At 64.6% G+C, this 13,426-nt stretch carries 10 protein-coding genes and 1 pseudogene; 6 read left to right on the top strand and 5 right to left on the bottom strand.

The features are described from left to right. The first annotated feature begins 165 nt into the window (after nt 1-165). From CJD35_RS03690 to pheT, 3 genes are all read left to right on the top strand, one after another. Nucleotides 166-780: a LysE family translocator gene (locus tag CJD35_RS03690; RefSeq protein WP_017184256.1), complete on the top strand. Its 615-nt coding sequence runs from the start codon at nt 166-168 to the stop codon at nt 778-780. Nucleotides 781-847: 67 nt separating this feature from the next. Beyond that, on the top strand, nt 848-1,939 hold the full coding sequence (gene pheS / locus CJD35_RS03685; protein WP_017184257.1) for a phenylalanine--tRNA ligase subunit alpha: 1,092 nt from the start codon (nt 848-850) through the stop codon (nt 1,937-1,939). After that, nucleotides 1,936-4,353: a phenylalanine--tRNA ligase subunit beta gene (gene pheT / locus CJD35_RS03680; protein WP_017184258.1), complete on the top strand. Its 2,418-nt coding sequence runs from the start codon at nt 1,936-1,938 to the stop codon at nt 4,351-4,353. The genes pheS and pheT overlap by 4 nt, the downstream gene beginning before the upstream one ends. Nucleotides 4,354-4,371: 18 nt before the next feature. On the opposite strand, the gene CJD35_RS03675 is transcribed toward pheT, so the two are convergent. Next, nucleotides 4,372-5,271, bottom strand: coding sequence for a DMT family transporter (locus tag CJD35_RS03675; RefSeq protein WP_017184259.1), 900 nt, complete (start codon nt 5,269-5,271; stop codon nt 4,372-4,374). Beyond that, nucleotides 5,264-6,283 (bottom strand): threonine aldolase family protein, encoded by a 1,020-nt coding sequence (locus CJD35_RS03670; RefSeq protein WP_017184260.1) that lies wholly within the window; start codon nt 6,281-6,283, stop codon nt 5,264-5,266. The genes CJD35_RS03675 and CJD35_RS03670 overlap by 8 nt, the downstream gene beginning before the upstream one ends. Nucleotides 6,284-6,421: 138 nt before the next feature. Between CJD35_RS03670 and CJD35_RS03665 the strand changes: the two genes are divergently transcribed. Continuing rightward, complete coding sequence (locus CJD35_RS03665) at nt 6,422-7,513, top strand: branched-chain amino acid aminotransferase (RefSeq protein ID WP_017184261.1); 1,092 nt, start codon at nt 6,422-6,424, stop codon at nt 7,511-7,513. A 96-nt stretch (nt 7,514-7,609) separates the two neighbouring features. Next, nucleotides 7,610-8,817 (top strand): annotated as a pseudogene (locus CJD35_RS03660) (FAD-dependent monooxygenase). Between the two features lie 72 nt (nt 8,818-8,889). On the opposite strand, the gene CJD35_RS03655 reads toward CJD35_RS03660, so the two are convergent. Further along, a complete protein-coding gene (locus tag CJD35_RS03655) occupies nt 8,890-9,402 on the bottom strand; it encodes a cytochrome b (RefSeq protein ID WP_017184263.1) in 513 nt (170 codons plus the stop codon). A 22-nt stretch (nt 9,403-9,424) separates the two neighbouring features. Next, nucleotides 9,425-11,368, bottom strand: a complete 1,944-nt coding sequence (acs, locus tag CJD35_RS03650; protein ID WP_086485766.1) for an acetate--CoA ligase — start codon at nt 11,366-11,368, stop codon at nt 9,425-9,427. 185 nt (nt 11,369-11,553) lie between these two features. Here acs and CJD35_RS03645 point away from each other — a divergent pair, with 185 nt between their 5' ends. Continuing rightward, complete coding sequence (locus tag CJD35_RS03645) at nt 11,554-12,225, top strand: glutathione S-transferase family protein (RefSeq protein ID WP_017184265.1); 672 nt, start codon at nt 11,554-11,556, stop codon at nt 12,223-12,225. A 22-nt stretch (nt 12,226-12,247) separates the two neighbouring features. On the opposite strand, the gene CJD35_RS03640 is transcribed toward CJD35_RS03645, so the two are convergent. After that, nucleotides 12,248-13,408, bottom strand: a complete 1,161-nt coding sequence (locus tag CJD35_RS03640; protein WP_026002593.1) for a GGDEF domain-containing protein — start codon at nt 13,406-13,408, stop codon at nt 12,248-12,250. Nucleotides 13,409-13,426 lie beyond the last annotated feature (18 nt).

Below are 13,426 nucleotides of genomic sequence, written 5' to 3'. Positions count from 1 at the left end.
GGCGCCCTTTTTGTTTGTTGCGATCCTACTAACCCGTTCGCCCTGAGCGAAGTCGAAGGGCACCACCGAACGGAGTGAGGCGCCTTCGCTACGCTCAGGCGGGGGCTTCGACAGGCTCAGCCCGAACGGATTTGGGGTTGGCCGGACATCAAAAGGACCAACCCGATGTCGCTGCATCTCTGGTGGCTATATGTGACTGCCGTGTTCCTGATCTCCGCCACGCCGGGGCCGAACATGCTGCATGTGATGACGCAGAGCATTGCCCATGGCCCGCGCCGTGCGCTGGCGACCATGGCGGGTCTGATGAGTGCGGTGCTGCTGTGCCTGATCGCGTCGGCGCTGGGACTTGGGGCGTTGCTCAAGGCTTCGCCGCGCCTGTTCGACGTGCTGCGCTATGCCGGGGTCGCCTATCTGGTCTGGCTGGGGATCAAGGCATGGCGCGCGCCAGTCGGCCTTGCCGCCACCGCCGCGCCTGCACGGTCCCATCATGCGCTTTATGCGACCGGGCTTTTGACCGGATTGTCCAATCCCAAGCTGATCATCTTTGCGGCGGCCCTGTTCCCGCAGTTCATCGACACAGACCGTCCGTTCGGGGTGCAGCTGGCGATCCTGGTGGTCAGTTTCGTGGTGATCGAAAGCTTTTGGTACAGCATTTACGCGCTCGGCGGGGTCAAGCTGGCCCGCTGGCTGGAGCCGGTGAACCGCCAGCGCCTGTTCAACCGGGCGAGCGGCGTGATGTTCGTTGGCTTTGGCGGCGCATTGCTGGGCGCGCGGGCGTAAGCCTTCCATTGCGCGGCGCGTCTCGCTAAGGCGCGGCAATATTTCCGCTTCTCAGGAATGACATCAGATGACAGACATTAGCGCATTGAAAGCCGGGCTGATCGCCGACATTGATGCCGCAGACACGCTGGACGCGGTGGAAGCGCTCCGCGTCGGCGCGCTGGGCAAGAACGGCGTCGTGACCGGGCTGCTCAAGACGCTGGGCGCCATGTCGCCGGACGAGCGGCTGGAAAAGGGGCCGCCGATCCAGGATCTGCGCGAATCCGTGACCGCCGCGATTGTCGCGAAGAAGGCGGCGCTGGAGCAGGCGGCGCTGGATGCGCGTCTGGCGTCGGAAAAGATCGACATGACGCTGCCCGCCGATGTGGGGCCGCAAGGGTCGGTGCATCCGGTTTCGCAGGTGATGGACGAACTGGCGGAAATCTTCGCGGATCTGGGCTTTTCGGTCGCGACCGGGCCGGAGATCGAGGACGACTGGCATAATTTCACCGCGCTCAACATTCCTGAGACGCATCCTGCGCGTGCGATGCACGACACTTTCTACTTCCCCGACGAGGAAGGTCAGAAGCGGATGCTGCTGCGCACCCATACATCGCCGGTGCAGATTCGCACGATGATGACGCAGGCGCCGCCGATCCGCATCATCGCGCCCGGCCGCGTCTATCGCAGCGACAGCGATGCCACCCACACGCCGATGTTCCACCAGATCGAGGGGCTGGTGATCGACAAGGGGATCACGCTCGGCCATCTCAAATGGACGCTGGAGACCTTCCTGAAGGCCTTTTTCGAGCGCGAGGATATCGTGCTGCGGCTGCGCCCCAGCTATTTCCCCTTCACCGAACCCTCTGTCGAGGTCGATGTCGGCTATACGCTGGTGAACGGCCAGCGTGTGATCGGCGGCGACGGCGATGCAGCGGATGGCGGCTGGCTGGAGGTGCTGGGCAGCGGCATGGTGAACCGTCGCGTGATCGAGGCATGCGGACTGGACCCTGACGAATGGCAGGGCTTTGCCTTTGGCACCGGGGTCGATCGCCTCGCCATGCTCAAATATGGGATGAACGATTTGCGTGCCTTCTTCGACGGCGACCTGCGCTGGCTCAAACATTATGGTTTTTCAGCGCTGGACGTACCCACGCTGAGCGGAGGAGTGGGCGCATGAAGTTCACACTGAGCTGGCTCAAGACGCATCTCAAGACCGATGCCGACCTGGCCACCATCCTCAAGACGCTCAACGCCATCGGGCTGGAGGTCGACGGTGTCGAAAATCCGGCAGAAAAGCTGGGTGGCTTCAAGATCGCGAAGGTCTTGACCGCCGATCGTCACCCGCAGGCCGATAAACTGCAGGTTCTGACCGTCGATCATGGCGATGGCGCACCGCTTCAGGTCGTGTGCGGCGCGCCCAATGCGCGCGCGGGCCTTGTCGGCGTGTTCGGGATCGAGGGTGCCGTCGTTCCCGCCAATGGCATGGTGCTGAAAAAGACCGCGATCCGGGGCGTCGAATCCAACGGGATGATGTGTTCGACCCGCGAACTGGAGCTGGGTGACGATCATGACGGCATCATCGAACTGGATGCAGCCGCGCCGGTCGGGCAGGTCTATGCCGACTGGGCGGGCCTAAATGATCCGGTCATCGACGTGTCGATCACGCCCAACCGGCAGGATTGCATGGGCGTGCGCGGCATCGCGCGCGATCTGGCGGCGGCTGGGCTGGGTACGCTGAACGCCATCATCGTGCCGGATATTGCGGGTGTGGGGCCGGGTCCGGACGTGCAGACCGAGGATATGGAAGGCTGTCCGGCCTTTTTCGCGCGCACCGTGCGCGGCGTCACCAATGGCCAGTCGCCCGAATGGATGGCCAAGCGCCTGAAGGCGATCGGGCAGAAGCCGATCAGCACCCTGGTCGACATCACCAACTATATCATGATCGACCTGGGCCGACCGCTGCACGTCTATGACATGGCAAGCCTGAAAGGCGGCCTGGTCGCGCGCAAGGGCAAGGCGGGCGAACAGGTGCTGGCGCTCAACGGCAAGACCTACACCGTCGATGAGACGATGACCGTCATCGCAGACGATGAAGCTGTCCATGACATTGGCGGCATCATGGGCGGCGAACATTCGGGCGCTCAGGACGGCACGACCGACGTGCTGATCGAATGCGCCTATTTCACGCCCGAACGGATCGCGATGACGGGCCAGAAGCTCAGCCTGACCTCGGACGCGCGCGGGCGGTTCGAGCGCGGCGTTGACCCGGCCTTTCTGGACGATGGCCTGTCGATCGCGACCAGCCTTGTGACGCATCTGTGCGGTGGTACGCCCAGCGAAGCGACCCATGCGGGGGCGCCGCCGGTAACACCCAAGCTTGTGGATTACCGGCCCGACCAGTGCCTGACGCTGGCGGGCGTCTATGTGGCGGCGGACGAACAGAAACGCATCCTCGAAAGCCTGGGCTTTGTCGTAAGCGGGCAGGACAATCGCACCGATTATGAGGATGGCGTGCCGGTGACCGTGCCGGGCATCTGGTCGATCACGGTGCCGAGCTGGCGCCGCGACATCGATGGCTGGCCCGACATTGTCGAGGAAGTGGTGCGGATCGTCGGGCTGGAGCATGTGCCATCCACCCCGTTGCCGCGCATGCCGGGCGTCGCCCGCCCGACCGCGACGGCGGAGCAGCTGGTCGAGCGCCGCGTACGCCGCACGGCGGCGGCGCGCGGCCTTGCCGAGGCGATCAACTGGTCCTTCCTGTCGGAAAAGGAAGCCGCTTCCGTGGGCGGGGGGCAGTGGACCCTGGCCAATCCGATCTCGGAAGATTTGAAGGTCATGCGCCCTTCGCTGCTGCCGGGCCTGCTGTCGGCCAGTCGCCGCAACATGGATCGCGGCGCTGCGTCGGTGCGGCTGTTCGAGCTGGGACGGCGCTATTTCAAACAGGGTGAGCGGGCGACCGTTGGCTTCGTGCTGGCGGGCGAGAAGCAACCGCGCAGCTGGCAGGATGGCAAGGCCCAGCCCTTCACCGCCTATGACGCCAAGGCGGACGTCATGGCGCTGCTGGCTGCGGCGGGTGCGCCGGTCGCCAACCTCCAGAACTTCGGCGAGGCATCTGCCGCCTATCATCCCGGTCAGTCAGGCACGCTGCGGCTTGGCCCCAAGGTGGTGCTGGCCGAATATGGCGTGTTGCATCCCGGCCTTGCCAAGCAATTCGGGTTGAGCGGCACGGTGGTGGCGGGTGAAATCTTCCTCGATGCGATACCGGGCAAGCGCAAGTCGGGCTTCATGCGCGCGCCCTATGCGCCACCCGCCTTGCAGGCGGTGAAGCGCGACTTCGCCTTTGTCGTGGCTGACTCGGTCGAGGCCGATGCGCTGGTTCGCGCCGTCAAGGGCGCGGACAAGAAGGCGATTGTGGACGCGCGCCTGTTCGACGTCTTCACCGGGCCGGGCGTGGACGAAGGCAGCAAGTCGCTCGCCATTGAAGTGACGCTCCAGCCGGGCGAGAAGAGCTTTACCCAGGAGGAGCTGGACACGATCAGCGCGGCCATCGTCAAGGCGGCGCAGAAGCTGGGCGGGGTGCTGCGCGGATAGGATGGATCGAGGGCGGGTTCAGCCCGCCTTCGCCCGCAGCGCGATCGCCATGCCAGCCACCGCCAGCATGGCGCCGCCAGCTGCCAGTCCGGTCCAGCGATAGCCCTCCAGCAGGGTGGAGATCAGCATCGCGATCACCGGGATGAGGACGCTTGTATATGCCGCGCGCCCCGCGCCCATGCGCTGGATCAGGCGGAAATAGAGCGGGAAGGTAATGACCGACCCGACCAGGCCCAGCCACGCCACGCCCAGCCAATAGCCCGTACGCCATTCGGCCACCGGCGGGCCGACCGTGGCAAGCGCATAGGCGGCGTCCACCGCCGCGCCGATCAGCATTGCCCAGGCCAGCACCGCGATCATCGGCAGGCGGCGGGCAATATCCATCCCCTGCATGACATTGGCGGCAGAGGCGCTGAGCAACCCGGCGAGTGCAAAGCCGACCCCCGCCAGCACGTCGCCCGGCGCTATGTCGGCGGCGTGATATTCATGGGTCAGCATCAGGATGATGCCGGTCGTCGCCACCACCGACCCGGCAATGAAGGCGCGACTGACGGGCTGACGGAAAATCAGGAAGGCCAGGATGGAGTTGGGGATGAGCAGCATGGCGTAGATGACCGCGACGACGCCCGAAGTCAGGGTAAGTTCGGCGCGATAGACGAAGTTGAAATTGAGCACGAACTGCGCCGTGCCCAGTAACGCGGCAAAGGCCACCCCCGCGCCGCCAATCCGCAAGGACACGCCGCGCATCCGGCAAAAAATGGCCATGGCGACCCCCGCCAGCGCGAAGCGGTAGCAGACCGACCAGCTGGGCGGCACGCTGCCAATCTGGTCGCGAATGACGATCCAGGTCGAACTCCAGATCAGCGTGACGAGCGCGAAGGGGACGAGTATGCCGCCTTTCGCAGTCGGTTCAGCCATGGTCGAGTGTCCGCAACGCGGCGGCGAGCGGCGCGACGCTGGCGGCGTCCTGTGACCAGTTGGTGACCAGCCGCGCGGCCCCTTCGCCCCAGTCGTAAAAGTCGAAACCCTGCGCCCGCAGCGCCGCTGCATCGGCGGCGGTGAGGCGGATGAACAGTTCATTCGCTTCGACGCGGTGGAGCAGGCGGGCGGGCACGGCCTGCGCCAGCGCCTGCGCTGCGGCATTGGCGGCGCGGGCGTTGGCCAGCCACAGGTCGCCTTCGACCATCGCCAAAATCTGCGCGGCAAGATAGCGGCCCTTGGAGAATAGATGCCCCGACCGCTTGCGCCAGCGGGCAGCCTCGGCGGCGCGGGCGTCTGCCTGCGGGCCGAAAAAGAGCAATGCCTCGCCGATCATCCCGCCATTCTTGACGCAGCCAAAGCTGAGCGCGTTGACGCCGGCGCGCCATGTCAGATCGGCGGGCGCGCAGCCCAGATGCGCCACCACATTGGCAAAACGCGCGCCATCCATATGGAAGCCCAGGCCGTGGGTGCGCGCGATGTCGCCCAGCGCTGCGACCTCGTCGGGCGTGTAGGCGCGGCCATATTCAGTGGCGTTGGTGATGCTGATCGCGCGGGCTGGCACCTGATGCACGTCCGGGCGGATCGCCGCGAGCCGCGCGCTGACCATGTCGGGATGAAGTTTCGCGCCCTCGCCGGGCAAAGCCATGAGGCTCGCGCCATGGGTGAAGAATCCGGGCGCGCCGCATTCGTCGACGACGATATGCGCTTCTTCATGGCAGATCACGCCGCCATAGGGCGGGCAGAGCGTTGCCAGCGCGATGCTGTTGGCGGCCGTGCCGGTCGCGATCCACAGTGCCCGGACGCGCGTGTCGAACAGGGCCGAGAAAGCGTCATCCAGCCGGGCGCTCCACTGGTCGCCATCATAGCCATGATCGGCCAGATCGGCAGCGGCTATCGCCGCCATCACCTGCGGGCATAGCGGGGTCGCATTGTCGGAAAAAAAGTGCATGGCCAAGCGATAGCGGGCGGACAGGGGAGCGCCAAGAGGCCAGCATGCCAATACTGGCCTGATGGGTCAGTATAGTTGACGTTGTTTCGCGCGTCTATTTGTGACATAGGCTCGCCCTCCAACCCAAGGAGACAGACTATGGACGTCGAGCAGACATCCCGCTTCACCGTAACGCCAAGCCCCAGGGCTTTGTCGGCGGACGAGCGTGAGCAATTGCTGGCGGACCCCGGTTTCGGGCGTATCTTTACCGATCATATGGTGACGATCCGCTACACTGAAGGGCAGGGCTGGCACAGCCATGCCGTCGGTCCGCGTGAGCCGTTCCAGATCGACCCGGCCTGTGCCGTGCTGCACTATGCGCAGGAAATCTTTGAAGGGATGAAGGCGTATCGGCTGGCGGATGGCAGCATCGCCATGTTCCGCCCGGAGGAAAACGCCCGTCGCTTTGCCGAATCGGCCGATCGCATGGCGATGCCTGCGTTGCCGCAGGAGGTTTTTCTCGAAGCGGTCGAGGCGCTGGTCAAGATTGACGCCGACTGGATTCCGGACGGCGAAGGCAGCCTCTATCTGCGCCCCTTCCTGTTCGCGAGCGAGAATTTCCTGGGCGTTCGCCCGTCCAACGACTATATTTTCTGTGTCATCGCATCGCCCGCCGGTGCCTATTTCAAGGGCGGCAAGAAGGCCGTGACCCTGTGGGTATCGGAACATTACACCCGCGCTGCGCGGGGCGGCACGGGCGCTGCCAAATGCGGCGGCAACTATGCCGCATCGCTGATCGCGCAGAAGGAAGCGATCGGCCATGGCTGCGATCAGGTCGTGTTCCTGGACGCAGCGGAGCATAAGTGGGTCGAGGAACTGGGCGGCATGAACGTCTTTTTCGTCATGGATGACGGATCGATCGTCACGCCCCCGCTCGGCGGCACCATCCTGCCCGGCATCACCCGCAATTCGATCATCACCCTGGCCCGCGCCAAGGGGCATGACGTGCGCGAAGAACCCTACAGCTTTGCCCAGTGGCGCGCCGATGCGGCCAGCGGCAAGCTGCGCGAGGCTTTTGCCTGCGGCACGGCGGCGGTCGTCACGGCGATCGGCACGGTCAAGAGCGTGGATGGCGATTTCACCATCGGCAATGGCGATGGTGGCATCGTCACCGAAACCCTGCGGGCGGAACTTACCGGCATCCAGCGCGGAACGGTCGCCGATCCGGCGGGCTGGGTACGGATGGTTTGATATCTGGACGCATAGTGCTCCCGCGCTGGCGGGAGCACTATGCTATTTGGTTCAGGTCGCTTCCCAATCGCCCCCCAAGCGCCTAGATAGCGGGTCATGGAACGCTTCGACGTCGTGATATTGGGTGGGGGCCTTGTCGGCCTGACCCTTGGCATCGCCCTTTCCGGCCATGGCGTGCGCTGTGCCGTGATCGACCCTGCCGATCCGGTGGACACGACCGCCAGCGGCTTTGACGGCCGCGTATCGGCAATCAGTTCGACCAGTTTTGCGATGCTGTCGGCGATCGGCGTCGCGCCGTTTCTGGAAGGGAAGGGTTGCCCGATCGACCGGATCTGGGTCAGCGACGGGCTGGAGCCGGGGGCGCTCGATTTCGTGCCGGATGCCGACGATGGCGTGATGGGACGATGATCCCCAATCGCGACCTGCGCATTGCGCTGGCGCAGGCGGCGGCCGATGCCGTCCATCTCACCCGCTTCCAGCCCGATCGCGCCATCCATGTCGACCGCAACGCCGATGGCGTGACGCTGACGTTGGCGAGCGGTGCCGTGATCTGTGGCGCGCTGCTGGTCGCGGCGGAGGGGCGCAACAGTCCGACGCGCGAGGCTGCGGGCATCCGCACCACGCGCTGGCAATATAAACATACCGCCATGGTCACGGCGATCGACCATGAAGTGCCGCACGCCAACACGGCCTATGAGATTTTCTATGTCGGCGGCCCGTTCGCGCTGCTGCCGATGCTGCCTGGCACGCGATCGGCGATCGTGTGGACTGTGCCCACGCAGCAGGCGCCCGCCATGCTCAAACTGTCCGAGCGTGCCTGGCTGGCCGAAGCGCAGAAGCGGATCGGCGGCTTTCTGGGCGAAATCCGTCTGGCAGGGCCGCGTTCCTCCTATCCTTTGGGCTTCCACCACGCCGCGCGCATTACCGATACGCGGCTGGCGCTGGTTGGCGACAGCGCCCACGCCATTCACCCGATTGCGGGGCAGGGGCTGAACCTGGGCTTCCGTGATGTCGCCGCGCTGGTGGAGGTGCTGGTGGAGGGCAAGAGGCTGGGGCTTGATCCGGGCGACGCGCAATTGCTGGCGCGCTACCAGCGCTGGCGGAGCCTGGATTCGCTGTCGGTCAGCGTGGCGATGGACGGGCTGGTGCGGCTGTTCGATGTGCCGGGGCGTTTGCCTGCCTTGGCGCGGCGCGCGGGACTGGCCGCGGTGCAGCGGACGTCGCTGCTCAAGGGACGCTTCATGGCAGAAGCGCGTGGGCAATCAGGCGCGCTGCCACGGTTGCTGACGGGCGAGATGGTCTAGTCGTTCGTTTGGCATGCCCTGCGCTGGTGGCAGGGCCGGATGATCAGGCCGTTCATCCAGCAATCGTAACCGTCATATCATCCGCCGCAGCACATTGTCCTTCAGCACGACATGATGGCGCAGCGCAGCGGCGATATGGACGATGATGAGCGCTACCCAGGCAAAACCCATCACCTCATGCCCCTCGCTGGACAGGCCGACGATCGCGTCGCCCTTGGTCACCGCGAATTTCGGCACGTCGAACAGGAAGAACCAGTTGAGCGGCCGCGTACCCGCCGATGTCATGACCCAGCCGGTCAGCGGGACCAGGATCATGAAGGCGTAAAAGACGCCATGGGTGGCGTGCGCCGCCGCCTTTTCCCAGACCGGCATCGCGCTGGGGAGCGATGGCGGGCGGTGGCCGACGCGCCAGGCCAGTCGCGCCAGCGTGAGCGCCAGTACGGTGAGGCCGATCGACTTGTGAACCGGCATCACCGCCCAATCCTTGGGCAGGGCGTCATGCCCGATGCCTAGGACCAGATTGACGATGATCAGGACCGCCAGGATCCAGTGCAGGGCGCGAGCGACAGAGGTATAGCGGTCCATGGCAACTCCTTGGGCGTAGGCGTCAACCCTGCCGGTTCGCGACGAGATTGTCGACCACCGACGGATCGGCCAACGTACTGGTATCCCCTAGCGCCTGCGCCGACACTTCGCCCTCCGCAATTTTACGGAGGATACGACGCATGATCTTGCCCGACCGGGTTTTGGGCAGGCCCGGCGCGAACTGGATGGCATCCGGCGTGGCGATCGGGCCGATTTCGGATCGGACCCATTTGATCAGCGTCTTGCGCAGCTCATCGCTTGGCTCGTCATGCGCGTTGAGCGTCACATAGGCGTAGATGCCCTGGCCCTTGATATCATGGGGGAAGCCGACGACGGCGGCTTCGGCAACGCTTTCATGCAGGACCAGCGCGCTTTCAACCTCTGCGGTGCCCATGCGGTGGCCCGACACGTTGATGACGTCGTCCACCCGGCCAGTGATCCAGTAATAGCCGTCCGCATCCCGCCTCGCGCCATCGCCGGTCGTATATTTGCCGGGGAAGGTGGTGAAATAGGTCTGGAAGAAGCGATCATGATCGCCCCACACGGTGCGCATCTGACCCGGCCAGCTTTGCGCGATGACGAGATTGCCTTCGGTCGCGCCCTCCAGCACATGGCCTTCCGCATCGACAATCTGCGGCACCACGCCGGGCATCGGCAAGGTGGCGGAGCCGGGCTTCAGGTCGGTGGCGCCGGGCGTCGGCGCAATCATCGCCGCACCTGTTTCCGTCTGCCACCATGTGTCGATGATCGGGCAGCGCCCTTCGCCGACAATGCTGTGATACCAGCGCCAGGCTTCCGGGTTGATCGGCTCGCCCACGGTGCCCAGCAGCCGGAGTGATTTGCGGCTGGTCGAATGGACGAATTCGTCGCCTTCCTTCATCAGCGCGCGCAGCGCCGTGGGGGCGGTGAAGATGGTCTGGACCTGATGCCGGTCGACCACTTCCCAGATGCGCGCTGGCGTCGGATAGTTGGGCACGCCTTCATATATGAGCGTGGTCGCGCCGTTCGCCAGCGGGCCATAGACGATATAGCTGTGGCCGGTGACCCAGCCGATGTCGGCCGCGCACCAGTAAATGTCGCCTGGCCGATAGTCGAAACAGAGTTCGTGCGTCAGGCTCGCCCAGAGCAGATAGCCGCCGGTCGTGTGTAGCACGCCCTTGGGCTTGCCGGTCGATCCCGACGTATAGAGGATGAACAGCGGGTCTTCGGCATTCATCGGTTCGGGCGGGCAATCGGGCAAGACGTTCGCGGCTTCCTCATGCAACCAAAGGTCGCGACCGGGCGTCATGGCCACAGTGCCGCCGGTGGCCTGCACGACCACCACTTTCTTCACACTGGGGCAATCCTTCAGCGCGGCATCGACATTGGCCTTGAGCGGCACCGTCTTGCCCGCGCGACGACCCTCGTCAGCGGTCACGACCAGGGTGGAATCGCAATCGATGATGCGCCCGGCCAGCGCTTCGGGGGAAAAGCCGCCGAACACGACGCTGTGAACCGCGCCGATCCGGGCGCAGGCGAGCAGGGCGAAGGCGGCTTCGGGGATCATCGGCAGATAGAGGGTGATGCGATCGCCCTTCCTGGCGCCAGCGGCTTTGAGCACATTGGCCAGGCGGCACACCTGTTCATGCACCTGTGCATAGCTGTAGCGGCGCGGCTCCGCATCGGGCGAATCGGGTTCCCAGACGATCGCGGTCTGATCGCCGCGCGTCGCCAGATGGCGGTCGATGCAGTTGGCGCTGACGTTCAGCACGCCGTCGGCGAACCATTTGACGCCAAAGTCGGCCTCGGCAAAGCTGCTTTCATTGGCGCGGGTCGGCGGCGTGATCCAGTCGAGCCGTTGCGCCCGTTCCAGCCAATAGGCGTCGGCATCGTCAATCGAGCGGGCATAATCGGCAGCGCGCGCGGCCTTGTCCATCAGCGCATTCTTGGCCCAATCTTCCGGCACCGGGAAAAAATCATCAGACATCGGGCACCCCTTCCGTAGCGAAACCGTTGTTTGGATGGCCTTCTATCGTCCTGACACGAGGATCGGAAGCGCTGTTCATGCCGTTTATCATCATCCTTTTGGTCGATATGACCGGAGCGCCAGATCGACCGTCTTTCATTTTGCCGCTTTCCCCGGCGCTCCGGCACGCCTAACAGGAATCGCCTATGTGGCTTCTCTATCAATTTCCGCTCTGCCCTTTCTCTCGCAAGGTCCGCCTGCTGCTGGGGGAGAAGGGTGTCGGCTATGATCTGGTACGCGAATCGCCCTGGGAGATGCGCGACGAATTTCTCGATCGGAACCCGGCCGGGACGACGCCGGTGCTGATTGACGAGGCCAAGGGCATCACCCTGATCGACAGCCAGGCGATCTGCGAATATTTCGAGGAAACGGTGGAGAAGTTCCCGCTCATCTCCGGCTCGGCTGCTGGCCGGGCGGAAGTGCGGCGGCTGACCGCCTTTTTCGACCAGAATTTCTATGGCGACGTGGTCGGCCCGCTGCTGCACGAGCGGATGAAGAAAAGGCTGATCGAACGCGCCCCGCCCGACGCGCGCATCCTGCGGGAGGCCATGAAGCGGGCGAATGTCCATCTGGATTATATGGACTATCTGCTCGACCATCGCAGCTGGATGGGGGGCGGTACGCTCAGCCTGGCGGACATTGCGGCGGCGGCGCACCTGTCGGTCGCGGATTATCTGGGTGGCATCGATTGGCAGGGCCATGAGCCGGTGCGGCGCTGGTATGCAGGTTTCAAATCGCGCCCGTCCTTCCGGCCGCTTCTGTCCGAAAGGATGGAGGTGATTACGCCCCCGCCCCATTATGAAAAGCCGGATTTCTAAGGAACGCCGGACGCGCCCCCCTTCAATCCGTCTCCGCCGCCAGATAGACCCGGTTGCGGCCATGTTCCTTGGCCAGATAGAGCGCGCGGTCGGCGGCCTTCAGGGCGCTGCGCGGGTCTTCATAGGCCAGCACGTTGGCAACACCGGCGGAAAAGCTGACACGTTCCATCCGTTCGCCATTGGTGCGGTTGACCAGGCTGCGGGTGGACAGATCCTCCCGCACGGCATCGACGGCCTCGCATGCTTCGGCAGCGGTCTTGCCGCGGAACAGCATGACGAACTCCTCGCCACCATGGCGGGCGACATGGCAATGGTCGTTGGAAACTTTGGCCAGCAGACCAGCGACGAATTTCAGCACCCGATCGCCCGTTTCATGCCCATGCGTGTCGTTGACATGCTTGAAATGGTCGATGTCGCAAAAGGCGACGGACAGCGTCTCGCCATTGTCCTGCGCCAGCTTCACTTCCTCCCGCAGCACGCCTTCAAAGGCGCGGCGGTTGGGCAGGCCGGTCAGATGATCATGTTCGGCGGCGCGGCGGGCATTTTCCAGGCTGGATTTGAGCGCCTGCGTCTGCTTCTGGTTTTCGCGCAGCTGGGTTTCGACCAGTCGCGTCTTTTCCACCATCGACCGGGTCAGGCCGACAAGGCGCGCCAGCACGGGTTCGGCATCACCGCCCTCGGCCAGGCCCTTGGCCTGCTCCTGCAATGCGGCACCATAATCCTTGGCCGAATTGCGCGATTCGTGCATCAGGCCGGTAAACTGGGTCAGATTTTCCTCGACCTTGTCCAGCATCGTGGCGAGCGAATCGGGTGTGACTTCATCCGGGCTCTGACTGGCCGCGACCGATTCGATCCAGCCGTTGGTGATCTTGCCGCGCTCCATCAGCACTGCCTTGATCGCCTTTTCCACGCCGATATTCGCGCCGGTCAGATAATCGAGCGCCACGCTGAAATTGATGGGCGTCAGGTCCAGGTCATGGGCGAACAGGAAGTCGCCAATCTCTTCATAAAGGCGGCGGCGGCGCGTCACTTCGCGGTTCGCGGCGGACCCCGCGCGGGGGCGCTGATCTTCCGCGCCACCCTCGTCGTCATCGGCCTTGCCCGACAGGCCTTTCGCCCATCGCGCCAAGCGGTCGGTCAGCCCATGTTGCGGGCTAGCGGAAGGTGAAGTTGCCCCGTTCATGAGGGCTATAACGGCGGT

The organism is Sphingobium xenophagum (assembly GCF_002288285.1).
Classification (GTDB): Bacteria; Pseudomonadota; Alphaproteobacteria; order Sphingomonadales; family Sphingomonadaceae; genus Sphingobium; species Sphingobium xenophagum.
The sequence above is the reverse complement of the archived record's forward strand: the minus strand, read 5'-3'. Positions and strand labels throughout refer to the sequence as shown.

Bases quoted from the DNA above. Each gene is read 5' to 3' on its own strand.
- CJD35_RS03675 (WP_017184259.1), bottom strand. From the start codon at position 5,271: ATGGCTGAACCGACTGCGAAAGGCGGCATACTCGTCCCCTTCGCGCTC.
- CJD35_RS03645 (WP_017184265.1), top strand. From the start codon at position 11,554: ATGTGGCTTCTCTATCAATTTCCGCTCTGCCCTTTCTCTCGCAAGGTC.
- acs (WP_086485766.1), bottom strand. From the start codon at position 11,368: ATGTCTGATGATTTTTTCCCGGTGCCGGAAGATTGGGCCAAGAATGCG.
- CJD35_RS03655 (WP_017184263.1), bottom strand. From the start codon at position 9,402: ATGGACCGCTATACCTCTGTCGCTCGCGCCCTGCACTGGATCCTGGCG.
- pheS (WP_017184257.1), top strand. From the start codon at position 848: ATGACAGACATTAGCGCATTGAAAGCCGGGCTGATCGCCGACATTGAT.
- CJD35_RS03640 (WP_026002593.1), bottom strand. From the start codon at position 13,408: ATGAACGGGGCAACTTCACCTTCCGCTAGCCCGCAACATGGGCTGACC.
- CJD35_RS03690 (WP_017184256.1), top strand. From the start codon at position 166: ATGTCGCTGCATCTCTGGTGGCTATATGTGACTGCCGTGTTCCTGATC.
- pheT (WP_017184258.1), top strand. From the start codon at position 1,936: ATGAAGTTCACACTGAGCTGGCTCAAGACGCATCTCAAGACCGATGCC.
- CJD35_RS03670 (WP_017184260.1), bottom strand. From the start codon at position 6,283: ATGCACTTTTTTTCCGACAATGCGACCCCGCTATGCCCGCAGGTGATG.
- CJD35_RS03665 (WP_017184261.1), top strand. From the start codon at position 6,422: ATGGACGTCGAGCAGACATCCCGCTTCACCGTAACGCCAAGCCCCAGG.